Here is a 24,427-nt window from a genome sequence, read left to right on the forward strand (position 1 = left end):
CATGGATCTTTCGACCTTGATGCCGCAACAGCTGCAGATCGTCAAGACGCTCGACCGTCCGCTGTTTGTCTCGGCGGGCGCCGGTTCGGGCAAGACCTTTACCCTCACGCGCCGCATCGTCTACGCGCTCTCGCCCGAATCCGGTCCGTTCGTCGAGCATCTGGACCAGGTGCTCGCCATTACCTTTACCAAGGATGCCGCGGCCGAGATTCGCGATCGCGTGCGCCGTGCGCTTATCGACGAGGGCATGGACGAGGAAGCGCTGACCGTCGACGACGCGTGGATCTCGACCATTCACGGCATGTGCTCGCGTATCCTGCGCGCACACGCGCTGGAGTTGGGCATCGACCCCGAGTTCACGGTGCTCACCGATACCGACGAGCTCATGGACCAGGCTGTTGAGCATGTGCTGGCCCGCGCGACGGCACCCGATGCCGCCCCCGAGCTCGCGGCATCGCTCAAGGCCCTCTACGCCTGGTATCCCATGGCGGGCGAGGGCGGCCCCTTTGGTGCCGGCACGACCATCAAGGGTCTGGTGCGCGACCTGCTGGAGCTGTCGAGCCAGCTGCCGGGCGGTATGGACGACGTGTGCGTGGCGCGCGGCCAGGCCGATACCTCGGCGCTCGCCGATGCCTATCGCGCGGCGCTGGGCGCAAGCAAGGCCGCGACCGAGAAGGCGCAGACGGCGCTCGACGCCATCGACGCGTTCGAGGCGAGCGGCAAGACCATGGCCGATGCGGCGCGACTCATGATGTCGTGCGCCATGCCGCGCGCGAGCAAGGCATTCCCCAAGGAGCAGGTCGAGCTGCTCAAGGCCGAGGCCGCCGATGCATTTATCAATATCGTGCTTGCCTGCGGTGGCCCCGCGCTCGATGCACTGGTGGGCTTGGCCCGCTCTGTAGAGGCCGAGTATCGCGCACTGAAGGCTGCCCAGTCCGCCCTCGATAATAACGACCTGCTGCGCATGGCCTACGAGGCCCTGCGCGATTACCCTGCCATTCGTGCTGCGTACGAGGGCCGCTTTAAGATGGTCATGATCGACGAGTTCCAGGATACCGATCAGATGCAGGTCGATCTAATCCGCTACCTGACGGGTGCGGGGGAGCGCGCGCTGTGCACCGTGGGCGATGCGCAGCAGTCGATCTATCGCTTCCGCGGCGCCGAGGTCGAGGTGTTCCGTCGCCAGGAGCGCAAGGTGGGATCGACGGCGGCGTCGGAGACGGTTGCCACGTCCGATGCCCCCGCCGGCGAGCTCGTCAAGCTCGTTCGCAACTTCCGCAGCCACGACGAGGTGCTGCGCTATGTGGCCCGCGTCTTCGACGGCGACGACGGCGGCCTGATGCAGGGCTTTTTGGATCTTGAGGCGAGCGACGGCCGCAAGGACACGCTGGTGGCGGATGCCTCGCGCCGCCAGGCCCTCTTTGTTGCCGGCGGCAGTATGCAGGAGCGCACACAGGCCAAGGCCCGCGCGATCGCGGAGCGATTCCGCGCGCTTGCCGATGCCGGCCAGCCCCAGGGCGGCATGGTGCTGCTGCTGGGCCGCATGACCAACGCAGACGTCTACGCACAGGCCTTCCGTGACCAGGGGCTCGACTGCGTCATCGCGGGCGGCTCGGTCTTTGCCCAAGCTGCCGAGGTGCAGACGGTGCGCGCCCTGGTTTGTGCCCTCGCCAATCCGGCCGATACGGCGCAGGGTCTTATGCCACTGCTGGCCTCGCCGATGTTTGCGCTGGGCGCCCAGGAGTTCCTGGCGCTGGCGACCAAACTCGACGATCAGACGGGCGAGACGTCGCGCCGCAACATCGATGCGGGCATCATGAGCGATTCCGATGTGCCGGGCTTGCAGGGCTTGCCGCTCGTGACGCGTGCCCGCGAGGTGCTGCGCTACGCACTGCGTCGCGTGGGGCGTGATTCGTTCGCCGCCATCGCGCGCGACGCGGTCAATGCCTCCGGCTGGTTCGTGCGCCTGGCGCAGCGCGGCCCCGAGGGCAAGGCCATCGCCGCCAACGTGCTCAAGGCGCTCGATGCCGTGGCCGAGGCGGAGGCCGAGTTCGGTAACTCGCCGCGCTCCATTGCGCTTGCCTTCGATCGCTTCCTGGCGGGCAAGGAGGCCCCGGGCGCCCTCAACGAGGAGGGCGACGGCGCGGTGCGCATCATGACGGTTCATGCCTCCAAGGGTCTGGAATATCCGGTCGTGGCGGTCGCCGAGTGCTTTGGCGTGCGTAAGTCCTCGGGTTCGGCACAGATGGGTCGCCTCGAGGGCGGAGCGCAGGTCGTGGCGCTGCCGGCACGCTTCGACGGCGTTAAACTCTCGGACGGTACGTTCGTAAAGGGCGATGACGTCAAAAAGCAGTTTGAGCATGCGTTTAAGGGCAAGGGCACGTCGCTGTGGCTACCGCCGGAGCTCATGGAGGACGTCTGTGCGACGGGTTCTCCCGCCGAGGCATTTGCCCGCCTGCGCAACGACGACCTGCAGCTTTCGCTCGAGGAGCGGGCCCGTTTGCTCTACGTTGCCATGACCCGTGCGCGCGAGCTGGTGATCTTGGCGATGGATGCCGGCGTGAGCCGTGGCAAGCTGTGTGCGCCGACCTTCGATGTCGAGACCGATCTGACCTACGACGTGCTGCGCCGCATTCTGCCGACCGGCGCTCTGGACATGCCGCAGCTCGATGCCGACCGCCTGGTATTCGACAACTCCCAGCCGGGCGACTACGAGCTCATTTCGCTTTCGGACTTTACCTTTGGCGAGCAGGCGTTTGAGGCCAACGCTTCGCTGGATGCCGAGGGCAGGCTCGTTCGTGGCGATACCGATGTTGCCGATAATGCTGCGCACTCAACCGTGCCCGGTCCTGCCGACCCCAAGCCCGATTCATTTGAACTCGTATATCCCCAGGCGGCGGGCGTGCGCATGGGCACGTGTCCGTTCCCGGCGCGTGATTCGTACAGCTATTCGTCGATCGCCGCGGCGCTCCATGCCGAGACGGAAGACCGTGCCGCCGAGGCGCGTGTTCCCATGGACGAGGCGGGCGACGATGCCGAGTCGGATGGCTCGGAGATGGCCGATGCAGACGTGGCTGCTGTCGAGCCCGCCGGCAACCCCATGGCGCTGGGCTCGGCGTTCCATGCCGCCTGCCAGTGGCTCATCGAGATGGGTGCCGATGCGCTGCCCGCTGAGCGTGCCGATGCGCTGACGCGCCTGTGGTGCCTGACGCCGGAGCAGCGCGAGCGTTTTGACGTTGCCCTGAATCGCTGGCTCAGGTCGTCGGTCCGTGCCGAGCTTCTTGCCTGGCCGTGCGTCCGTGCCGAAGTGCCGTTCTTTTCGCTGGGCTGCGAGGACAAGGACATTGCCCGCTACGGTGCATATGCCGAGGGCGCTATCGATGCGCTGGCGACCGACCCGGCCGATCCGTCACGCGCACTGGTCATCGATTACAAGACGGGTGGCACACCGGATGAGACACCCGACCAGCTGCTCGAGAAGCACGCCCTGCAGGCGCGCGTCTATTCGGATGTTCTGCATAAGGCGGGCTTTAAGACGGTGACCGTCAAGTTCGTCCGCGTGGAGCAGACGGCCCCAGCTGTCTTAGTCGAGCTCGCCGAGCCCCAGGTGGTCACCTACAACCTCTAGCCCTCAATAACGTGCGGTGGAATCCTTTTCGATTCCACTGCAGCTCAGGGGTAGCTAATTTGGGACGGGGCTCTTTTAGCTACCCCCATACATCGGTTGAGATGTATTCCGACCCCGACTCGTTCGCCGTCAGTCAAAGGGTAGCTAAAAAAGCCCCGTCCCAAATTGAACTGCACCCCAAAACTTGGACGGCTTAAATAAGAACTACGCCGCAAGGGACTGTCTCCGGAACTCCTCCGGGGTCAGTCCCTTCAGTTTAACCTGGCGCCTCCTCGTGTTCCAATGGACCACGAAGTCGTCGAGGTCCGCCTTGAAGGACTCGAAGTCCGGCCACGTCCTTCCGCGGAAGAACTCGTCCTTGATGTGGCCGAACACCTGCTCCGTCGCGCCGTTGTCGATGCAGTTGCCCTTCCGGGACATGCTCTGCACCACGCCGGCCTCCTCCAACCGTCTGCACCAACCGGCCTGCTGGTACTGCCAGCCCATGTCCGAGTGCAGGATCGGCCTGGAGCCCTTGGGCTTCTTGGACACGAGCTGGTCGAGCAGCTCGTGCTGCTGAGCCATGTTGGGGTGCAGCGACGTGGACCAGGCGACGATCTCCTTGCTGCCGAAGTCGTAGACCGGCGCGAAGTAGGCCTTGCCCCAGGGCTGTTTGAACTCGGTGACGTCGGTGCCCATCTTTTCCCACGGCCCGTCGGCGGCGAAGTCGCGCCCGATGACGTTCTCGAAGGTCTTTCCGACCTTGCCCCTGTACGAGTTGTACCTGTGGTAGTCGGTCTCGCGGCGGATCCCGCAGCTGATGCCCATCTCGCGCATCATCTTCAGCACGGTCTTGTAGGCTATGCGCACGCCCTGCTCGGCGCGCAGGCACATGGCGATCTGCCTGTGGCCGCACCCGTTGGCCGTGCGCGAGAATATCTCGGCGGCGGCCTCCCAGAGCTCGGGCCTGGTGGGAGCCTTCGGGTGCGACAGCGCGTAGTAGTAGCTCGACCTCGCCAGGCCGGCGCACTCCAGCAGGCACCCCAGCCCGTACCCCTCTTCGCGCAGGGCGCTCACGGCCTCGACCTTCGCCCTGGTCAGAGTCCGTCCCTCTCGACCAGGGCACGCAATTTTTTTAGGTAGGCCACCTCGGTCTCGAGCCTTCGGCAGCGCTCCTCGAGCTCCTGCTCGCGCGTGCGCGGCCTCGCCTTGGAACCGCTCGGCCGGCCCTTGGGCCTGGGCCTGAGCGCCTCGGCGCCGCCCTCGCGGTAGAGCGCGCACCATCTCTTGAGCGGCGCCAGGGACATGACCCCGAACGCCTCCATGGCGTCCCGCTTGCTCATGCCGCCGTCGACCACGGCCGAGGCGGCGGCGACCTTCTGCTCGTATGTGTACCTGGTCTGCTTGCCGTCCATGGATAGCAGCACCTCGCTTCCGAACGACCGGTATACGTAGAGCCATTGTCTCACGGTGTCGCGCGGGACCGACAGCGCCTTCGCCGCCGACTCGGAGCCGTGGCCTCGCTCGAAGAGCCCGATCGCCGCCTTCCTGGCCTCGATGTCGTGCTTCACCCTCAAGTCGACACGCATAAAAAGCCTCCCATTTCTCATGTCCAAGAAATGGGAGGCAGTTCAAATTAGCTACCCGTGTGGGTTTGGCTAGGTTCGGGCGCTGTCCGTGCCGTGGGGTAAAATCGTTCAGTCAGAACACGAACCCGCATCGGAGCTCATCACATGGCATTCGTCCATCTGCACAACCACACTGTTTTCTCCATGCTCGACGGCGCAACCCGTATCCAGGATATGGTCAACCGTGCCGTAGAGCTGGGCATGCCCGCCGTTGCCATTACCGACCACGGCTACATGTATGGCGTGCCCGATCTGGCGCTGGCCTGCGACGCCGTCAACCACAATACGCCCGAGTACAAAACGTGGAGCCACGACAAGGCCTTCTTGGAAAAGGACCGCCGCGACGAGCTGGTGGAGCCCGATCCCGAGGCAAACCCGCGCGAGCATGCCCAGTATGTGAAGGACATGGCCATGTGGGACGAGAAGGGCAATATCGACGAGCTCAAGCCGCCTCTGGTCATCAAGCCCATCTTTGGCTGCGAGGTCTACTTTACGCCGGACGAGACGCTTGCCCGCGACCACAAACCCGAGCTCTACCACATGATCCTTCTGGCCAAGGACCAGGAGGGCTACGTCAACCTGATGCAAACGGTCTCCGAGGCCGCCGTGCAGGGCTTTTACTACAAGCCGCGCGTGACGCTCGACAACCTGCGCCGCCACGCCAAGGGCATGATCTGCACCAGCGCCTGCATCGCGGGCATCATCCCCAAATACATCGACCGCGGTGACATGGAAGGCGCCATCAAGTGGGCCGAGACCTTCCGCGACACCTTCGAGCCTGGTGACTTCTACATCGAGATCCAGGAACACGGCATCACCACCGATAACGGCCTGACCGACGAGCAGATGGACCGCACGCTCATTGATATCGCCAAACAGGTGGGCGTCAAGGTCATCGCCACCAACGACTTCCACTACCTGCGCCGCGAGGACGCGCCCGTGCAGGACGTCATCATGTGCATCGGCATGAACGCCAAGGTCGACGACCCCAACCGCATGCGCATGACCGGCTCGGAGTTTTACATGAAGACCGAGGAGGAGATGCGGGCGATGTTCCCGTATTGCCCCGAGGCCTGCGACAACACGCTCGAGATCGCCGACAAGTGCTACGTTGAGCTGGACTGGGACTCCATCATCCTGCCGCGCTTTCCGCTGCTCGATCCCGGCGAGACGCACGAGAGCCAGTTCCGCCGCGAGTGCGAGAAAGGCCTGCGCCAGCACTACGGTGACGACTGGGCCACGCGCGAGATCGGTGGCGTCAACATCAAAGAGCGCTTTGAGTACGAATACAAGGTCATTTGCGACAAGGGCTTTGCCGCCTACTTCTTGATCGTCGCCGAGTACGTGCAATGGGCCAAGGACAACGGCATCGGCGTCGGCCCCGGCCGTGGCTCGGCCGCCGGCGCTATCGTCGCCTACGCCATGAACATTACCGCGTTCGACCCGCTCGAGAACGGTCTGATGTTCGAGAGGTTCCTGTCCCCGCAGCGTACCGAGATGCCCGATATCGATATGGACTTCGACGATGAGCGGCGTCTCGAGGTCGTGGAGCACGTTCGCCAGCTCTACGGTCCCGAGAAGGTCACCCACGTCATCACCTACTCGACCATTAAGGCCAAGCAGGCCATCAACGACGCCGCGCGCGTCCTGGACTACCCGGTCTACATGGGCCAGCGCCTGTCCAAGATGGTCTCGAGCGACCCCAAGGTCAAGCTCAAGCAGGTGCTCGAAAAACAACCCGGCAAAGAGGATCTGTTTAACCCCGACTTTGCCGAGGCCTATAAAAAGGACGACGACGCCCGCCGCATCATCGACACGGCGCTCTCGATCGAGGGCCTCACCCGTGGCGAGGGCGTGCATGCGTGCGCCGTTCTGATCTGCCGCGACCCCGTCAACGAGCACGTGCCCACCAAGCTCGACACCAAGGGCGGCGTCGAGATTACCCAGTACGAGGGCCATACCGTTGCCGACATGGGCCTGCTCAAGATGGACTTCTTGGGCCTGCGTACGCTGACGGTTATCTCCAAGGCCAAGGCAAACATCAAAAAGAACTTCGGCATCGACATCAAAGAGGAAGAGATTCCCTTTGACGATCCCGAGATATTTAAGCTCATGGGCTCCGGCCACACCGCCGGCGTCTTCCAGGTCGAGTCCGCCGGCATGACGGCCACGATCAAGAACATGAAGCCCACCGAGTACAAGCACGTCGTGGCATTGATCGCCCTGTACCGCCCGGGCCCGCTAGGCGCCGGCATGGTTTCGTCCTACATCAACCGTATGAACGGCAAGGAGCCGGCCGTCTCCTACGACGACCGTCTGGACGACATCTTGGGCGAAACCTACGGCACCATGGTCTACCAGGAGCAGGTTATGCTCATCTCCGTCGAGATGTGCGGCTTCTCCAAGGGCGAATCGGACTCGCGTATCCGTAAGCCCGTGGCTAAGAAGAAGATCAAGCTGCTCACGTCGACGGTACTCCACTGGGAGGATGGCTCGGACGAGACCACCTACGACCACTGGATGAACGGTGCCATCAAGAACAACTACACGCGCGAGGTCGCCCAGAAGATTTGGGACGATGTTCTCGAGTTTGCGTCCTACGCCTTCAACAAGTCGCACTCCGCCGGCTACGCCATCTTGGTTATGCAGACGGCGTGGCTCAAGGCGCACTATCCGCACGAGTACATGGCGGCCGTCCTGACGTCCTATACGGGCAAGACCGACAAGATCGTGCACTACGTCTCGGCATGCCGTCACGACGGCATCCCCGTGCTTTCGCCAGATGTCAACGAGTCCGGTACCGAGTTCACGGCTACCAAGGAGGGTGTGCGCTTTGGTCTGGCCGGCATCCGCGGCGTGGGCACCGGCGTGGCGCAGGCGATTATCGCCGAGCGCGAGGCGGGCGGTCCGTTTAAGACGCTGCATGATTTTGTCGAGCGCGTGGACTCGGGCCAGGCCAACCGTCGCGTGATCGAATCGCTCATCAAGGCAGGTGCCTTCGACTCCACAGGGTATCCGCGTCGTCAGATGATGCACTTTGTGGACAAGAACAACCCCGAGAACATCATCGATGCCGCGGCAAAGCGCCAGAAGGATCGCGCGAGCGGCCAGACGTCGTTCTTCGACATGTTTGGCGACGTTGAGGGCTCGGGCTTTGAGGTGAGCGTACCCGATCCGGATGGCCAGGAATGGGACCGCCACCTTAAGCTGAGCCAGGAGAAGGAGGTTCTGGGCATCTATGTCTCGGACCACCCGCTGCGCCCGTTTGAGTATGCGCTCAGCAAAGCGCGCGACTTCTCGTTTTCGCAGATCGACACCGGCTACGAGGTGCAGAACCCCACGGGCGGCACCATCAACCAGGAAATTCCCGAGGGCAAGGCGCTGTGGTGGGCCGGTATGGTCTCGAGCGTGTCCAAGCGCGTGACCAAAAACGGCGACCCCATGGGCATCGTGCAGCTCGAGGACATGGAAGGCGAGGCTACGGTCGTGGTGTTCCCCAAGACCTTCAAGGAGGCAGAGGGGTATCTGTACGGCGAGGTCGACCCCGAGACCGGCGCGCAGCTGTCCGATGCGTTTGTGCGCATTAAGGGCAAGCTCGAGCGCTCGGACCGCGGCGACCAGATCATCGCGCAGGAGATTGTGCCGCTTGAGCTCAACGAGGAGAACAACAAGCCCAAGGTGTTTGAGGTCATGGTGCCCAACAGCCGCTTTAGCCAGGGCAACATGGCGCGTCTTGCCACGGTGCTCACCGCCAACCCGGGCGGCGACCGCGTAGAGATCTTTATCGAGCAGGCGGACGGGCGCGTGCTGCGTGCCGAGGTACCTGCTAAGGTCAACGCACGTTCGATTCCGCTGTTGGCCGAGGCCAAGGCCATCGTGGGTAACCAAGGCAGAGTGACGGTGATCTAAGGACGCCGTTGGCGGGGTAGCTAATTTGGGACGGGGCTTTTTTAGCTACCCTTTGGCTGACGGCGAATGAGTCGGGGTCGGAACACATCTCAACCGACATATGGGGGTAGCTAAAATAGCCCCGTCCCAAATTAGCTACCCTGTGCGAGATTGGAGGAAGCGATGGCGCAGGGGACGTTTGTGCAGGCGCTTCGTAAGGAGGCGGCGCTCAGCAGTACCTTTATGAAGGGGCGTTCGCTCATGCTCAACGGCGCCGTGCTGTCGTTTGAGGACTCCGGCTCGCGCTTCTCCAAAAACGTGAATATCGAGGGCACGGTGCGTGGATCGCGCGGCGACCTGTATAAGACGCACGTGGCGCTCGATATGGACGAGCACGAGGTTGTCGACTACGACTGCGATTGCCCCGCCGCCTTCCGCTATTCCGGCATGTGCAAGCACGCCATCGCCACGGCGTTGGCGTATCTGGATGCCAGCGGCGCCGAGCCCGTCGAGGGTTTGCGCACGCCGGTCCGCACGTTTACGGTGCCGCCCGCACAGTCCAAGCAGCCCACACGCCCCGCGCCCAGCGCATCTCCGGTCAACCCCAACTTTCCCTTCCCGGCGCCCGTGCCCACGAGCCCGAGCCTTGTGGCAGCGCTTTCCGATCTTTCGGACGCGCGCATGGATAAACTCGTGGCCATGCGCCGCAAGCTCGCTGGCACCATTGATCCCGATGCGCCCAAAGCAGTGCTGGAGCCCTCGCTGGTGCCGTACTACAATCCGCTGTTTGCCGATCGCTTTAGCTGGGCGCTCGAGTTTCGCATCCGCTGCGGTTCGGTGTCCTACGTGGTTAAGGATATCGACGGCATGGCCGATGCCTATGCGCGCGGCGGTACGTTCTCCTATGGCAAGAAGCTTACGTTTGCCCATGTGTCCGAGGCTTTCGATGACGTGTCGGCAAAGCTGCTCGATTTTGTTGCAATGACGGTCGCCTACCTAGGCGATATTACGAGCTCGCGCTCGGCATCGTACGACTTTGCCCGCAGCGGTTTTGTCGCCGAGCGTCAGCTGCCGGTATCCGAGTATTCCATCGTGTCCGTGTTGGACCTGCTGCGTGGCAGGACCATGTCCTTTGAACCTGCTTGGTCGCGGGGGACGACGACGCACCGCGCCTACGAGGTGACAGTTGAGCCGTTGCCGGAAGGGGAGGGCGAAGTTCCGGCTAAGCGCCCGCCGCTGATTGCTGCCAAGATTGTGCCGGCAGCCGGGGGCAGCTACGACTTGCGCCTTCCGGCCGATACGTACTGCTTTGCCTCGGGCGACGTCGCCTATCTGGTCGATACGCGCCGCGCGCGCCGTACCGACACGGCGTTTGCCCAACATGCCGCGCCGTTCCTATCGCACTTGTTGCCCTGCCGCACACCGGTCCATATCGCCGCCGACCAGGTGGGTGAGTTTTGCCGCATGGCGCTGCCTATCTTGCGCGACTACACCGACCTTACCGCGCCCGCTGTGCTCGATACCGTGGCGCCCGAGCCAAGCTTTGCCATGGCGATCGGTGTCGACGATGGGCTCGTGACCTGCAAAATTACGGTTACCTACGGCGACTGGTCGGCAGATCTCTTTAGCATGGGCGCTCCGGGCAGCCCCTTCGAAGAGCAGCGCCCGGGCGTGCCGCCGCGCGACGAGGTGGCAGAGTTTCGCGTTATGGATACGGCGGCTCTGTATTTCGACTTTTACGAGGGTGGCCTGGCGTTTGAGGAACGCGATGACGAGAGCCTGTTCCACTTGCTGACTGAGGGCCTGTCTGCCCTGTCCGAGCTGGGCGAGGTCATGCTCAGCGACCGTCTGCGCCAGATCTCGGTCCGCCCTGCGCCCAAGCTTTCGGTGCGCGCCACCGTCAAGAGTAACCTGCTCGACGTCGAACTGGGCGCGAGCGGCCTTTCGGCGGCAGACCTTGCCATCTACCTCGATTCCTACAAGCGTCACCAGACGTTTGCTCGTCTCACGTCGGGCGACATCATTCGCCTGGACGAGGGAGCGCGCGCCGCGTTTGGCCTTGCCGAGGATCTGGGGGTCGATGCTGTCGACCTGCTCGACGGCGTGTCGCTTCCCGCGTCGAGTACCCTGTTCGTCGACAGCATGCTTGCGCGCACGCCCGCGCTCGAAGCCGATCGCGACGCTGCATTCCGTCGCACCGTCGAGCGCCTGGACACGCTCGGCAAGATGGACTTTACGGTGCCGGCCTCGCTCAAGGCCACGCTGCGTGGCTACCAGGTCGACGGCTACCAGTGGCTCGGTTCGCTCGAGCATCTGGGCCTTGGCGGCATCTTGGCCGACGACATGGGCCTGGGCAAAACGCTCCAGATGATCGCGCATATCCTGGCGCGCGTGGAGGCGGGGGACGCTAAGCCCACACTCGTGGTATGTCCCGCATCGCTCGTGTACAACTGGACTGCCGAGCTGGAGCGCTTTGCCCCCTCGATTGATGTGTGCGCCATTGTGGGCGCTAAGGCCCAGCGTCGCGTGCAGATAGCCGGCGTGGCCGAGCACAACGTGGTCGTGACGTCGTATGACCTCATGCGCCGCGATATCGACGAGTACGTCGAGCAGGACTTTGCCCGCGTGGTGCTGGATGAAGCCCAGTACATTAAAAACCCACTCACGCAGGTGGCACGTGCCGCCAAGCGTCTGCCGGCCGGTGTGCGCTTTGCCCTGACGGGTACGCCCATCGAGAACCGCTTGTCCGAGCTCTGGAGCATCTTCGACTTTTTGATGCCGGGCCTGCTCGGCACGCGCGAGTCGTTTGCCAAGCGCTTCGAAAGCCCGGTCGAGCACGCCGAGGGTGACAGCGCCGCTCGCCTGCAGGCGCTCGTGTCGCCGTTTGTGCTGCGCCGCGTCAAGGAAGACGTGGTGGCCGACCTGCCCGAGAAGATCGAGGATACGGTGATGGCGCAGCTCACCGGCGAGCAGCGCAAGCTCTACCTGGCCAACCAGGACCGCATTGCCCAGCAAGTGCAGCACCGCGAGGCCGGGGAGTTCAAAAAAGATAAGCTCAAGGTACTTGCCGAGCTCACCAAGCTGCGCCAGATCTGCTGTGATCCTCATCTGCATTACGCGGACTACAAGGCGGGAAGCGCCAAGCTCGATACGTGTATGGAGCTCGTCCACGGCGCGCTCGACGGCGGTCATCGCATCTTGCTGTTCAGCCAGTTTACGGGCATGCTCGATATCATCGGCAAGCGCCTGGCCAAGGAGGATATCGCCTTCCTTAAGCTTACGGGCGCATCGTCTAAAGAGAGCCGCGCCAAGATGGTTGCGCAGTTCCAAGCGGGCGAGGTGCCGGTGTTCTTGATTTCGCTCAAGGCGGGCGGCGTGGGCCTTAATTTGACGGCTGCCGACGTGGTCATCCACTACGACCCGTGGTGGAACGTGGCGGCGCAGGACCAGGCGACCGACCGCGCCCACCGCATTGGCCAGCAGCACACCGTGACCGTGTACAAGCTCATCGCCAAGGACACGATCGAGGAACGCATCATGCAGATGCAGGAGTCCAAGCGCGACCTGGTCAACAGTGTGCTCGGCGGTGACGGCATCTCGTCGGCGCTGTTTACCCGCGAGGATGTTCTGGCGCTGCTCGGTGGCGACGGTCGCTAGCTGCGCGCGGGATGGGGCCGCCGGGCTGGGCCAGGTCGCCGGTTCGTCCTGGCCCGACCGTTTATCCAACCCGTTATGTGTTCATTTGCAATGCCATGGATGGTTCGGCGCTCTTTGGGCATAAGAACTATCGAGAACATCGGCACATCAGCAAAGGAGAACATCATGGCGAAATTCTTTAAAGACTCCGACGGCAAGCTCGTTGCCGCTCTTGGCGACGACGTTGCGACCCCTGCCGGCTGCACGGAGCTGACGGCAAACACCGAGGATGCGGCGCACGAGAAGCACGTGCCTGTTGTCGAGACCGAGCGCGACGGCCACGTCATTCGTGCGCGCGTGGGCTCGACGGAGCACCCCATGCTGCCCGAGCACTACATCGAGTGGATCGCGCTTGAGGCCGAGGGCCGCCTGGAGGTCCATTACCTTGAGCCCGGCATGAAGCCCGCGACGTTTTTCGCTGGCGGCTCCAAGACCGGTACCGTCTATGCCTACTGCAACCTGCATGGGCTGTGGTCCGCGACGTTCTAGGAGCGCGCCCCCGCTCGGGGTATCATAGCTAGCATATGCACATGCAAGCGCCGGCTGCATTATGCGGCCGGCGCTTTTACTACGGTTTCGATGGTTTACGACGGAAAGGGCTGGGCCATGAAGCTCGCACTTGCACAGATCGATATGCGCCTGGGTGATATTGAGGGCATTTGCGGTCGCATCGAGGACCAGGCTTGTCTGGCCCACGAGCGCGGGGCGCGCGTGCTGTGCGTCCCGGCTCCGCTCTTTATGGGTGCTCTGCCCGGCGGCCTGGTGGGTACTGCCGACTTTGAGCACGACATGCTGACAGGCCTGACCGGTGTTGCCGAGCGTATCCAAGAGCTCGATATGATCTGCATCGTGCCCGCGGCCGTTTCGTTTGAGGGCCAGCCGCTGCTCGACTACATGATGCTCAAGGACGGTCATGTGGTGCCGGCGCGATCGAGCATTGCCCTGCAGCGTGGCGAGAACAACGACACGCGTTGGGCGCCGCCGGTGTTCGACGTGGACGGCGTGCGCATCGCCGTGATTTTTGACTTGGACCGCGAACTCGAGATGTTGCCGACCGGTGTTGACCTCATTGCGTATTTCCAATTCAACGCGTTTGACATGACCGACCGCGAGACTGCCGCCATCGCCGCCGTTCGCAGCGGTGCCTACCGCAAGATCGCATCTAAGCGCAGCGTGTGGTTTGCCTGCATGGCGCCGGTCGGTGCGTACGACGAGTCGGTATATACCGGCGGTTCGTTTGTGCTCGACGACTGCGGTCGCGTGGTGGCCCAGGCGCCGTGTTTTGAGGAGAGCCTGCTGGTTCAGGAGATTCAGCGCGGCGTGATGCTCGATGCCCTGGAAGATCACGAACTGCCCGAGTTCCGTTCCGAGGAGTGGCTGTGGCAGGCGCTGGTGCTCGCCGTGCGCGACAACGCCCGCGCTCGCGGCGTGTCGCGTGCTGTGGTGGCACTCGAGGGTGACTTGCCGTCGTCCCTGCTGGCGGCACTTGCCGTTGACGCTCTGGGCCCGCGTAATGTGATTGGCCTTGTGCTGGGGCGCAACCGTATCTTTACGCCGGCTCAGGAAGAGGCCGAGGCTGCCCGCTGTGCCGCCGTCCGCGCGATTGCCGAGCGCCTGCACATTCGCACCGTCGAGCGCGATGCACCGGATGCGGCGCGTGTGCTCGATCGCGACGTGTCGGCGGGCGATGCCGAGCGTCTGCGCTCGCGTGCACTGGGCCTGATGCTCGAGGATACGGCGCTCGAGCTGGGCGCCATGGCGTTGAGCCCGCTCTCCAAGACCGAGTACGCGCTGGCGGCGCCCGCACTGTCCGGCGGCTACCAGGGCGACTTTGCGCCCTTTGGCGATGTGTACCTGTCGACGCTTGAGTTTGTGGCGCGCGTGCGCAACCGCACGTCTGCCGTGGTGCCCCAAGAGCTCGTGACGCTCAACGCGGTGGAAGATTGTATGGAGCGAGTGCTGGCGCAGGCGCTCTCGACGCTCGACGGTCCGGTCGATATGCTCGACCGCGCGGCACAGCTGCTCGGCGGGCTTGAGCCGGGTGAGGTCGATGGCGCGCTCGAGGCGCACGTGGACCGCAATCGATCTTTCGACGACATCCCGATGGCCGCTGGCAAGCCTGAGGCCTGCTCGCTGCTGCTGATGCTCGTTCGACAGGGTGAGGCTGCCCGTCGCATGTTGCCGACGGCGCCGATCGTTTCGGCCCGTTCGTTTGCCGAGCGCGCTTGGCCGTACATGCTTGCGTGGTCCGATTTGGGGCTCAACGGCAAGGAGCGCATGACGGTTGATTCACTGGCGCGCGCCGAAGTGCGCCGCTTTGCCGATAGCGATACGGGCGATCGCATGCGCGGTGAGATGATGGGTCTGTTGGGTGAGCTGTTGGGTATTTCGCCCGAGCAGATGGAGGAGCTGCGCTCTGAGGACGGTCAGCGTCGTTTGCACGAGGGAATGAAAAAGTTCGAGGGCGAGGTCCAGGACGCCATCGAAAGGATGATGGGCGGCCAGGGCGGACCGCAGGGCGGGCCCCAGGGTACGCCGATGCCACATCCGCCGGTGGATCCCCGTCAGTTTCCTTTTTTCTCGCAGAACTAAACTGGGGATGGGGCAAAGGTTACGCGGTTTTGCCAAACCGCGTAACGAGTCGACGCTACGCGAGCCCCTGCCGGGCCATCTGCCGCTCAAACCGTCGCTTGCGTACAGAAGTACGCGGCGCTCCTCTTTCGCGACACCTTGCCACGGCAGGGACTCGCTCGCTGACTTATGCTCAACCTATGGTTCGACCTTGCTTGCCAGATACGGTCGCTGTTGTGTTATTCTAGAACAGACGTTCGTGAATAGTGCGTGGGGCCTTGCCTTGCGCTGCGCTTGTGACGAGGGGAGGTTGGCTTGGTTATCTTGGGTATCGACCCTGGTTTGGCCCATACGGGGTGGGGGATTATCGAGGAGCGACGTGGCGAGGTTCGCTGTCGTGCCTATGGCTGCATCGAGACCAGTGCTGGAAGTCCGCTCGCGGTGCGCCTGTCGCATATCGCCCGCGACCTCAAGGGCGTTGTCGAACGCTATCGTCCCGATACCGCTGCTATCGAGAGCATCTACTTTGGCGCTAACGTTCGTTCGGCCATCCCCACGGCGCATGCCCGCGGCGCTGCGCTTGTGGCGCTTTCGGAGTGCGCGCTCGAGATTGGCGAATACACGCCCATGCAGATTAAGCAGGCTGTTGTGGGCACCGGCGCCGCAGATAAGCGACAGGTCGCCTACATGGTGCGTACGCTTACGCAGCTCGATCACGACCCGCACCCCGACCATGCCGCCGATGCCCTGGCCTGCGCCATCTGCCACGTTAACCTCAGCCGCACCCGAGCGCTTACCGGCGGCGAGTTCTATCAACAGAGAGGAACCGGATACTGATGATCTCCCAGCTCCACGGAACGCTTGTCGAGGCCACGATGAGCTCTGCTGTCGTCGATGTGTCGGGCGTGGGCTTTGAGCTCGGCATCTCGGGCAGCACTGCGGCCACGTTGCCGACGCCCGGCGGCGAGGTTCGCCTCTACACGCGTATGCAGGTGCGCGAGGACGCCATGACGCTCTTTGGATTTGCCTCCAAGGACGAGCGCACGATGTTCGACCGGCTCGTGTCCGTCTCGGGCGTTGGCCCGCGCTTGGCGCTCGCCGTGCTTTCCACCTATACCGTGGGGCAGCTGTATTCGCTGGTGATGGCCGAGGACGACAAGGGCATGGCCAAGGTACCCGGTGTGGGTAAAAAGACAGCTCAGCGCCTCATCCTGGAGCTCAAGAGTACCTTTGCCAAGGATAAGGGCTTTGTGCCGGTCGACGTGATTCCCGGACAGGTTGCGATGCCCGTGCCCACTGCCGCTCCCTCGGCCATCGATGATGCCCGCGCGGCACTCCTTTCCATGGGCTTTAGCCCGCAGGAGGCCGATGTTGCTCTGAGCGGGTATGATGGGCAGGATATGCGTGTCGAGGATCTGCTCGGCGCGGCGCTTAAGCGACTCGGAATGGATGCGTGATGTGGGAAGCCGATGACTCTCAGGACCTGTGGGCGACGCCCGGCAGCTCGCCGGCGGCATCCATGGCGCATGGCGAGCGCATGGTGGGCTCGGAGCTGACGCCCGAGGACCTCGATGTCGACCGTACCCTGCGCCCCCAGCGTCTGGACGACTACTGCGGTCAGGAGCATATCAAGCAGAGCCTTCGCGTGCTGATCGAGGCGGCGCAGAGCCGTGGCGAGACGCTCGACCACGTGATCTTCTCGGGCCCTCCGGGTCTGGGCAAGACCACGCTGGCTACCGTTATCGCCAACGAGCTGGGCGCTCAGATTAAGACGACGAGTGGCCCGGCCATCGCGCGCACCGGCGACCTGGCGGCCATCCTTACCAACTTACAGCCGGGTGACGTGCTGTTTATCGACGAGATCCACCGCCTCAACCGTTCGGTCGAGGAAGTCCTGTATCCCGCGATGGAGGACTTTGCGCTCGATATCGTGATTGGCAAAGGTCCGGCGGCGCGCTCGATTCGCCTGGATATCCCCAAGTTTACGCTGGTGGCGGCAACGACCCGCTCGGGTATGCTGACCGGCCCGCTGCGCGACCGCTTTGGTATTTCGTATCGCCTGGACTACTACACGGTCGAGGAGCTTGCCCAGATTGTGACGCGCTCGGCAACCATTTTGGGCGTGACAATAGACCATCCGAGCGCGCTCGAGATCGGCTCGCGCTCGCGTGGCACGCCACGTCTTGCCAACCGCTTGCTCAAGCGCGTGCGCGATTACGCCCAGGTGCGCGGCAACGGTCCTATTGAGCTTGATATCTGCCGTCAGGCGCTCGAGTTCTTTGAGATTGACGAGCTCGGCTTGGACTGGATGGACATTCGCATCTTGGAGACGCTCGCCAAGACGTTCTCCGGCCGTGCCGTTGGCTTGACCACGCTTGCTAGTGCGGTGGGCGAGGATCCGGGTACGCTCGAAGATGTCTACGAACCCTACCTGTTGCAGTGCGGGTTGATGATTCGCACACCGCAGGGTCGCCAGGCAACCCTGCGCACATTCGAGCATTTGGGTATCGAGCCGACCCTGTAGGAATGGGCTTGTTTTAGCGCATCTGTAGGTTATCGCTGGGCATTGGATAAACATATCGCCGTTCATCGGTTATGGGCGTTTTACTATTGCGCGCCCGTGCTATGCTGAATTGGTCTTTTTCTCATTCGGTAACGAAAGGACCGCCCATGCCTACTGATATCGAAATCGCACGTTCCGTCACGCCGCTGCCCATTACCGAGGTGGCCAAGAACGCCGGCGTCGACGTTAAGCACCTGATTCCGTACGGCTTCGACAAGGCTAAGGTCGACTATTCACTGCTCAACGAGCCGACCGATCACCAGGCCAAGCTTGTCCTCGTGACCGCTATCAATCCCACGCCCGCAGGCGAGGGCAAGACCACCACGACCATCGGTCTGGCCGACGGTCTGCGTCGTCGCGGCGTCAAGAGCGCCGTTGCCCTGCGCGAACCTTCGCTCGGTCCCGTCTTTGGCGTCAAGGGCGGTGCCGCCGGCGGCGGCTGGGCCCAGGTCATCCCCATGGAGGATATTAACCTGCACTTTACCGGAGACTTCCACGCTATCGGTGCCGCCAACAACCTGCTGGCCGCCATGCTCGACAACCATATTCAGCAGGGCAACCAGCTCGGCATCGATGTTAAGCGTATCACCTGGAAGCGCGTCGTCGACATGAACGACCGTCAACTGCGCCATGTTATCGATGGCATTGGCGGCAAGGCCCAGGGCGTGCCGCGCGAGGACGGCTTCGATATCACCGTTGCCTCCGAGGTCATGGCGATTCTGTGCCTGTCCACGAGCATCAACGACCTCAAAGAGCGCTTGGGCGAGATCGTCGTCGGCTACAGCTATGCCGGCGAGCCCGTCCGCGCCCGCGACCTCAAAGCTCAGGGCGCCATGGCTGCGCTGCTTAAGGACGCGCTCAAGCCCAACCTGGTGCAGACGCTCGAGGGCACGCCCGCGTTTGTCCACGGCGGTCCCTTCGCCAATATCGCTCACGGCTGCAACTCCATCATGGCCACCCGCATGGCCATGCGTTTTGGTGACGTCGCGATTACCGAGGCCGGCTTTGGCGCCGACCTTGGTGCCGAGAAGTTCCTGGACATCAAGTGCCGCATGACGGGCGTTCGCCCCAGTGCTGTCGTGGTCGTCGCCACCGCCCGCGCGCTTAAGTACAACGGCGGTGTCGCCAAGGCCGACCTCAACGACGAGAACCTCGAGGCCCTTAAGGCCGGCATGCCCAACCTGCTGCGCCACGTCGACAACATCCAGAACGTCTATGGTCTTCCCTGCGTGGTCGCCATCAACCGCTTCCCGACGGACACCGAGGCCGAACTTGCGCTCATCGAGTCCGAGTGCCAGAAGCTCGGCGTCAACGTTAAGCTGTCCGAGGTTTGGGCCAAGGGCGGCGAGGGTGCGCTCGACCTGGCCGATGAGGTCATGCGCCTGATTGAGCAGCCGAGCGAGCTCAAGTTTGCCTACGAGGACGGTGCCGATGTGGCCGATGCCCTGGAGGCCGTTGCCACCAAGGTCTACCGCGCCGATGGCGTCGACTTTACGCCGGCTGCCAAGCGCCAGCTCGCCGAGCTGCGCGAGAACGGCTTTGGTAACCTGCCGGTGTGCGTCGCCAAGACCCAGTACAGCTTTAGCGATAACGCCAAGGCTCTGGGCGCGCCCGAGAACTTCCGCATCACCGTGCGCGAGCTCAAGGTTTCCGCCGGTGCCCACTTTGTGGTCGCGCTGACCGGCAGCGTTCTGACCATGCCGGGTCTACCCAAGGTTCCCGCGGCCGAGAACATCGACGTCGACAACGACGGCAACATCACCGGCCTGTTCTAAGCCTGCTGCTCATAGCCGCCTGCCCGCCCCGCCGTGCCTACCAAGGCCCGGCGGGGCTTTGTGCGTACCTATACCGATAGCTACGTTCCTCCGTATCGTTCGGAACAGGTGACGAGGTCGGCGTACTACAAAATTCGAGCTATTCCAACGGCCAGGATGTGACGCCTGAGTATCCTTGCGCCACGCATGTGCCCAACGAGTAGGGCAAAGCAACAGGGAGTGAACTTAACAGTCCCCGGTGGCGCAAAACGCAGCGCCGCCGGGGACCTTTTGATGCAAATTGGCTCCGAGACAAGCTGTCTGGGCCAGCCGCGCCACGATAAGCGCCCATCTACTACGTTTGCCAGGGTTGGACCGACCATGGAGCGTTTTTTAACAATGCGGCAAGACGTTTACCTGCGGTTTTGTTAACGCAAATTTGGCTGTGGTTGGCACCCTTGGGTTAAACGTAGTAGATGGGCGCATTTTGTGGTGCACAGCCCAAGAAGAGGTCGTTAGCCGCGCTGGAGGCCGAAAAGTTTGGCGTTGCGCTCGGCGACCATCATGTTGATGTCGGCGATTTCCATCTCGCCGTCAATGTAGGGCTGGTAGGTACCGTACGGATCGCCTGCTCCCAAGCTGCAGCTGCCGCAGTTGTCGCAGCTGCCGTTGCCGCAGCCAGCGAGCGCCAGTTTAATGATCTCCTCACGCTCGGCACGCGTCGTGTCCTTGATGAGCTTGCTTTTTGCCATGACATATCCTCGATTCGCTTGTGACCGTCGGCCGCGCATGTCTTGTAGATACCGGCGGGCTTTGTCCATCATAGGCTTTTGCGCGGGTAGAATGCATGGATAACTTGATGCTTACAGGCGACGGAAAGGAAACGTTGCATGGACCAGGACAAGACGACTGTGATGAGCGGATATGGCTCCGCACAGGCCGGCGGTAGCGCCGACACGACCCGTATCGTGCCGAATCCCGGCAATGCTGTCCCCGATGCGACACAGATGTCTGCCGATCCCACACAAGTTATGGGCTATGGCGATGCACCACGGGATCCGTTTGATTATGCACCGCAGGACTCGTATGGCAACGCGACGCCGGACCCGTATGGCAATGCGGCGGCAGATGCCTATAACAACCTGCCGCAAAATCCCATTCCGCAGCTCCAGCAGACGACGTATATGCCGCGCACGGCACAGCCGCGCTACGAGTCGCACGACCGATACGCGTGCGAGCCGTATCGTGAGTATCCCAAGTCCATCCCCCAGTATGGCGAGGACGAGGAGAAGAAGCCTTCGCGTTCGTCGAGCGTGATTAAGAAGATCCTCATCGTGCTGGCGATCTTCTTTGCCTTGTCGGTTGTGTTCGCCATTGTGTCGGGCATGCTCAACAAGCGGGGCGCCACGACTGATACCACGGCCGAGCAGACCGAGACTGCCCAGTCCGGCACCGTCGACCTGAGCGATATCCCGGGTCAGTACTGGTCAAACGCCAAGAAGCTCCTCAAGTCGCGCGGGGCCGACCTTTCGAACGCCGTGATCCTGACCGATGATGGCTCAACACCTGTTGTCGATGCCAATTGGGTCGTGACGTCTGCCTACTATAACGACAACAGTAACCTCGAGATTCAGCTCACGCGCAAGGACAGCTCGTCGGGCAACGCGTCCGGCGGCCAGGGCGCCACGGACAGCTCGAGCTCCAACACGCTGGAGGACCTGAGCAACAAGGCGCAGGAGCTTGGGGATAAGGCCCAAGAGCTGGGTGACACGGCTCAGAATCTCGGCGATACTGCACAGAACCTGGGCGATATGGCAACGAACGCCTGGGATGCCCTACAAAATGGCATTTCGGGCGCGCAGGGAAACTAGCGGTCGAGCGGCTAGAGCCTTAGCGGTGCAAACAAAAACGGGACGTAGGATCGCGTGACCGGGCGCATGGGCGCGTTGATCGGCGGTCCTGCGTCCCGTTTTGCTGTCGATTACAGCTGCTCGGCCGGACGGTCGGGCGAGCTAAAGCCCGAGTCAAACGTGACAACGCATGATGCATCGGGCCTGCGCTCGTGCACGATATGCGTTACGCGCTCCAACAGCTCGTCGTCGGAGATGCGAAAGCCGTCGGGACGCACCAGGTCAAATGACACAAAGCCATCGTGCTCGTGCAGGTCATGGATGGAGAGCGCGGGATCGATCTGTATGACGCCACGCTTGACCCAGCCGCGCAGATCGTCGCCGGTGGTGGCGATGGGGTCGCAGTGCAGCGTGATGTCGATGCCCATCTGGCGTTTAATATCGTGTTCGATGGTGTCCAGGATCTCGTGGTGCTCAAAGGCATCGCCCTCGCCGGGCATTTCCACGTGTGCGCTGGCAAACTGACGGCCGGGGCCGTAGTCGTGCACCATGAGGTCGTGTGTGCTCAAGACCTGGGGGTACGACATGATCCTATCGCGGATTTCCTGGACGAGCTTGGGGTCGGGCGCTTGTCCCAACAGCGGGCTGATGGCGTCGCGCACCAGGCCCATGCCGCTGATGCAGATGAAGATGCCCACACCCAGGCCTGCCCAGCCATCGAGGTCAAAGCCGGTCGTCTGCGAAATAAGCGCCGCCGCCAAGACCGAGCCCGAGGTGATGACGTCGTTTTTGGAGTCCTGCGCCGTGGCGATGAGCGTCTCCGAGTCGATGCGGTCGCCCAGCGCGCGGTTGAATGCGGCCATCCATAATTTGACGAGCATGGATAAGACGAGGGCGGCTAGGGAGACCAGCGTGTAGGCGGTGGGGGAGGGCTTGATGATCTTGGAGATCGATTCGAGCACCAGGTTGATGCCGACGGCACAAACGAGGACGGCGACAAACAAGCCGGCGAGGTATTCGTAACGGCCGTGGCCATAGGGGTGGCCTTCGTCTGCCGGGCGGCTGGCAAGGCGGAACCCGAGCAAGCTCACAATGTTGCTCGAGGCATCGGAGAGGTTGTTAAAGGCATCGGCGACAAGCGAGACAGAGCCGGCGAGCAGACCCGCGATGCCCTTGGCCAGGCACAGGGTTATGTTGAGGCCAATGCAGATGAGGCTTGCGGCAAAGCCCGCGTTGGTGCGACAAGATGCATCGACCGGCTCGCCCTCGCTGCCAGGAACAAGTGTATGTACCAGCCGATTTACAAATAGCATGGCGTACCTCCTCGCATCCTCGTTTAAGGGGATAGTGTAGCTCGCATGGGCGCGCCGTGCGCCGATGCTCAGAAAATGCAGCAATGGTCTGCTGGAGCTAACGAGCGGGGCTTCTTGTCCGACCGGGTGCTCCATTTTGGGCCACATGGGTATGGGCATGTGCCTGCCTGCTCGACATACTTAATGTCGACAGCCCCTGCGTAAAGGAGGACGTATCCATGGACGAGATGTTTGCCATTAAATGCCAAAACTGCGGCGGCCCCATGTACTCACACCAGGCTCAACGCAGCTTTGAGTGCGCCTATTGCGGCACGGTCGTTCCGTGGCAGGCCGATGCGGGGGAGCCCAAGAGCGCCCTGGGCATTCGCCATGCGCCGCTGACGGTTGTCGATGGGCTGCTTAAGCTCACCCATGTGTCGCAGCTCGAGCGCCCGGTGGACCCCGACTGGTATTTCTTTCATGCGCACTGGCGCAACCAGTCGGTTCTGGAGCATCTACTGTGGGAGGACCGCGGCACGGCGCAGGAGTTCCAGGAAGCCACGCATGTGAGCATCCCGTGCCCCTTCTGTGGCGCATCCTTCGAAGGCGAGTCCACTCAGCGCGTGTTTGAATGCCCGTCCTGCGGCAATAAGATCGGCGTTGCAGACCTGCTCAAGCCCGGTGCTTTTAGCAAGCGCCTGACCATGGGCGTTGGTGCGGAGTATGTACCCGAGCAGGGTATTCCCTGTGAAATCTCGCCGCAGCAGGCACGTGCTAACGCACTGCAGCTGGTGCACCAGTATGCGGAAGCCTTTGCCGGTCACGATGTAGAAGACGCGATCCAAAACGACATGATGCTCTTCTACTTTCCCATGGCGCTTGCGGATTTGCGCATGATGGCGTCCTTCCCGGGCAAGGGGCTGAGCAAGGAGACCTTGGTGTACTACGAGGTGCTCGACTGGGCATATCCGCGGGCAAACTACCTGGACGTTCGTCTTATGGGCATTTTGGAGCCGTGGGACTTTGGCAAGGTGGGGCCGTTCGATCCTGCCATGCAGGAAGGCGACTTCCGCGTTGTCTCCGTCGATGCGTCTACCAAGGACCAGGTGGTCATTGATAAGCTGGCGCTCGACATTGCCGGCAACGATGCCGAGGCGGTGCTAGGGCTCAATAAAAAGAGTATCCGCACGTGGGCGCGCAAGGCCCGCAAGCACAAGGATGGTCTGGTGATGGTGCCGGTCTACTTTGTCGATCGTCCGGCGTCGGACAGCCGTGAAGGCGAGCAGGTGCGCATTGCCGTAAACGGCCAGACGGGTCGTGCGGCCGCGGTAGTGTTTAGCGACAAGCGCGAGACACATGTGGTGGCACCGCTCAATCCCAACGTGATGCTGTCGAGCGAAAGCACCGTGCACGCCACGCCCATCGAGGTCAAATACGTTAAATCGCCGTTCCTATACCAGATCGTGCGCCGCGGAGGCGGCGAGCAACCGCGCCAGGTGGCAGCGGTGGCCGAGGGCTCCTACCGAGAGGAAAAGCCCAAACGCCGCGGCCTGCTGGGTGCGCTATTTGGGAAGTAGG

Annotated in this window: 15 protein-coding genes; 11 read left to right on the forward strand and 4 right to left on the reverse strand. The window is 62.7% G+C overall.

Annotation, left to right across the window (positions count from 1 at the left end):
* The first annotated feature begins 1 nt into the window (after position 1).
* Positions 2 to 3,628 carry a UvrD-helicase domain-containing protein gene (locus tag ACQRAJ_RS03405; protein WP_427747724.1) on the forward strand — a complete coding sequence of 1,209 codons (3,627 nt, stop codon included), beginning with the start codon at positions 2 to 4 and terminating at the stop codon, positions 3,626 to 3,628.
* 204 nt (positions 3,629 to 3,832) lie between these two features.
* On the opposite strand, the gene ACQRAJ_RS03410 is transcribed toward ACQRAJ_RS03405, so the two are convergent.
* Both ACQRAJ_RS03410 and ACQRAJ_RS03415 read right to left on the reverse strand, forming a co-directional pair.
* Positions 3,833 to 4,684 (reverse strand): IS3 family transposase, encoded by an 852-nt coding sequence (locus tag ACQRAJ_RS03410; RefSeq protein WP_304211243.1) that lies wholly within the window; start codon positions 4,682 to 4,684, stop codon positions 3,833 to 3,835.
* Positions 4,685 to 4,704: 20 nt separating this feature from the next.
* Positions 4,705 to 5,022, reverse strand: a complete 318-nt coding sequence (locus tag ACQRAJ_RS03415) for a transposase (protein ID WP_427747725.1) — start codon at positions 5,020 to 5,022, stop codon at positions 4,705 to 4,707.
* 318 nt (positions 5,023 to 5,340) lie between these two features.
* Here ACQRAJ_RS03415 and dnaE point away from each other — a divergent pair, with 318 nt between their 5' ends.
* The 8 genes from dnaE (at position 5,341) to ACQRAJ_RS03455 (ending at position 19,728) form a co-directional block, all read left to right on the forward strand.
* On the forward strand, positions 5,341 to 9,144 hold the full coding sequence (gene dnaE, locus ACQRAJ_RS03420) for a DNA polymerase III subunit alpha (RefSeq protein WP_427747726.1): 3,804 nt from the start codon (positions 5,341 to 5,343) through the stop codon (positions 9,142 to 9,144).
* A gap of 162 nt (positions 9,145 to 9,306) precedes the next feature.
* The gene (locus tag ACQRAJ_RS03425; RefSeq protein WP_427747727.1) at positions 9,307 to 12,780 is read left to right on the forward strand and encodes an SNF2-related protein; all 3,474 of its coding nucleotides are present in this window, start codon (positions 9,307 to 9,309) and stop codon (positions 12,778 to 12,780) included.
* 165 nt (positions 12,781 to 12,945) lie between these two features.
* On the forward strand, positions 12,946 to 13,308 hold the full coding sequence (locus ACQRAJ_RS03430; RefSeq protein ID WP_427747728.1) for a desulfoferrodoxin family protein: 363 nt from the start codon (positions 12,946 to 12,948) through the stop codon (positions 13,306 to 13,308).
* Positions 13,309 to 13,425: 117 nt separating this feature from the next.
* Positions 13,426 to 15,411: a hypothetical protein gene (locus ACQRAJ_RS03435; RefSeq protein WP_427747729.1), complete on the forward strand. Its 1,986-nt coding sequence runs from the start codon at positions 13,426 to 13,428 to the stop codon at positions 15,409 to 15,411.
* A 294-nt stretch (positions 15,412 to 15,705) separates the two neighbouring features.
* Complete coding sequence (gene ruvC / locus ACQRAJ_RS03440) at positions 15,706 to 16,227, forward strand: crossover junction endodeoxyribonuclease RuvC (RefSeq protein WP_035137351.1); 522 nt, start codon at positions 15,706 to 15,708, stop codon at positions 16,225 to 16,227.
* On the forward strand, positions 16,227 to 16,847 hold the full coding sequence (gene ruvA, locus ACQRAJ_RS03445; RefSeq protein ID WP_427747730.1) for a Holliday junction branch migration protein RuvA: 621 nt from the start codon (positions 16,227 to 16,229) through the stop codon (positions 16,845 to 16,847). The genes ruvC and ruvA overlap by 1 nt, the downstream gene beginning before the upstream one ends.
* A complete protein-coding gene (gene ruvB, locus ACQRAJ_RS03450) occupies positions 16,847 to 17,914 on the forward strand; it encodes a Holliday junction branch migration DNA helicase RuvB (protein ID WP_196032309.1) in 1,068 nt (355 codons plus the stop codon). Before ruvA ends, ruvB begins: the two co-directional genes overlap by 1 nt.
* 146 nt (positions 17,915 to 18,060) lie before the next feature.
* On the forward strand, positions 18,061 to 19,728 hold the full coding sequence (locus ACQRAJ_RS03455; protein ID WP_427717820.1) for a formate--tetrahydrofolate ligase: 1,668 nt from the start codon (positions 18,061 to 18,063) through the stop codon (positions 19,726 to 19,728).
* A gap of 494 nt (positions 19,729 to 20,222) precedes the next feature.
* Here the strand turns inward: ACQRAJ_RS03455 and ACQRAJ_RS03460 are convergent, their stop codons facing one another.
* Complete coding sequence (locus tag ACQRAJ_RS03460) at positions 20,223 to 20,459, reverse strand: hypothetical protein (protein WP_035137347.1); 237 nt, start codon at positions 20,457 to 20,459, stop codon at positions 20,223 to 20,225.
* Positions 20,460 to 20,597: 138 nt separating this feature from the next.
* Between ACQRAJ_RS03460 and ACQRAJ_RS03465 the strand changes: the two genes are divergently transcribed.
* Entirely contained in the window at positions 20,598 to 21,578 is a 981-nt protein-coding gene (locus ACQRAJ_RS03465; protein WP_427747731.1) for a hypothetical protein, read from the forward strand.
* A gap of 110 nt (positions 21,579 to 21,688) precedes the next feature.
* Here ACQRAJ_RS03465 and ACQRAJ_RS03470 read toward each other — a convergent pair whose 3' ends face one another.
* Complete coding sequence (locus tag ACQRAJ_RS03470) at positions 21,689 to 22,870, reverse strand: cation diffusion facilitator family transporter (protein ID WP_427747732.1); 1,182 nt, start codon at positions 22,868 to 22,870, stop codon at positions 21,689 to 21,691.
* A 218-nt stretch (positions 22,871 to 23,088) separates the two neighbouring features.
* On the opposite strand from ACQRAJ_RS03470, the gene ACQRAJ_RS03475 reads away from it, so the two are divergent.
* Positions 23,089 to 24,426: a hypothetical protein gene (locus ACQRAJ_RS03475; protein WP_427747733.1), complete on the forward strand. Its 1,338-nt coding sequence runs from the start codon at positions 23,089 to 23,091 to the stop codon at positions 24,424 to 24,426.
* Position 24,427 lies beyond the last annotated feature (1 nt).

It is taken from the genome of Collinsella sp. SGI.184, assembly GCF_050313415.1.
Classification (GTDB): Bacteria; Actinomycetota; Coriobacteriia; order Coriobacteriales; family Coriobacteriaceae; genus Collinsella.

What these genes read in the sequence shown, in the direction of transcription:
- ACQRAJ_RS03405 (WP_427747724.1), top strand. Translation starts at nt 2, where the DNA reads ATGGATCTTTCGACCTTGATGCCGCAACAGCTGCAGATCGTCAAGACG.
- ACQRAJ_RS03415 (WP_427747725.1), bottom strand. Translation starts at nt 5,022, where the DNA reads ATGGACGGCAAGCAGACCAGGTACACATACGAGCAGAAGGTCGCCGCC.
- dnaE (WP_427747726.1), top strand. Translation starts at nt 5,341, where the DNA reads ATGGCATTCGTCCATCTGCACAACCACACTGTTTTCTCCATGCTCGAC.
- ACQRAJ_RS03425 (WP_427747727.1), top strand. Translation starts at nt 9,307, where the DNA reads ATGGCGCAGGGGACGTTTGTGCAGGCGCTTCGTAAGGAGGCGGCGCTC.
- ACQRAJ_RS03430 (WP_427747728.1), top strand. Translation starts at nt 12,946, where the DNA reads ATGGCGAAATTCTTTAAAGACTCCGACGGCAAGCTCGTTGCCGCTCTT.
- ACQRAJ_RS03435 (WP_427747729.1), top strand. Translation starts at nt 13,426, where the DNA reads ATGAAGCTCGCACTTGCACAGATCGATATGCGCCTGGGTGATATTGAG.
- ruvA (WP_427747730.1), top strand. Translation starts at nt 16,227, where the DNA reads ATGATCTCCCAGCTCCACGGAACGCTTGTCGAGGCCACGATGAGCTCT.
- ruvB (WP_196032309.1), top strand. Translation starts at nt 16,847, where the DNA reads ATGTGGGAAGCCGATGACTCTCAGGACCTGTGGGCGACGCCCGGCAGC.
- ACQRAJ_RS03455 (WP_427717820.1), top strand. Translation starts at nt 18,061, where the DNA reads ATGCCTACTGATATCGAAATCGCACGTTCCGTCACGCCGCTGCCCATT.
- ACQRAJ_RS03460 (WP_035137347.1), bottom strand. Translation starts at nt 20,459, where the DNA reads ATGGCAAAAAGCAAGCTCATCAAGGACACGACGCGTGCCGAGCGTGAG.
- ACQRAJ_RS03465 (WP_427747731.1), top strand. Translation starts at nt 20,598, where the DNA reads ATGGACCAGGACAAGACGACTGTGATGAGCGGATATGGCTCCGCACAG.
- ACQRAJ_RS03470 (WP_427747732.1), bottom strand. Translation starts at nt 22,870, where the DNA reads ATGCTATTTGTAAATCGGCTGGTACATACACTTGTTCCTGGCAGCGAG.
- ACQRAJ_RS03475 (WP_427747733.1), top strand. Translation starts at nt 23,089, where the DNA reads ATGGACGAGATGTTTGCCATTAAATGCCAAAACTGCGGCGGCCCCATG.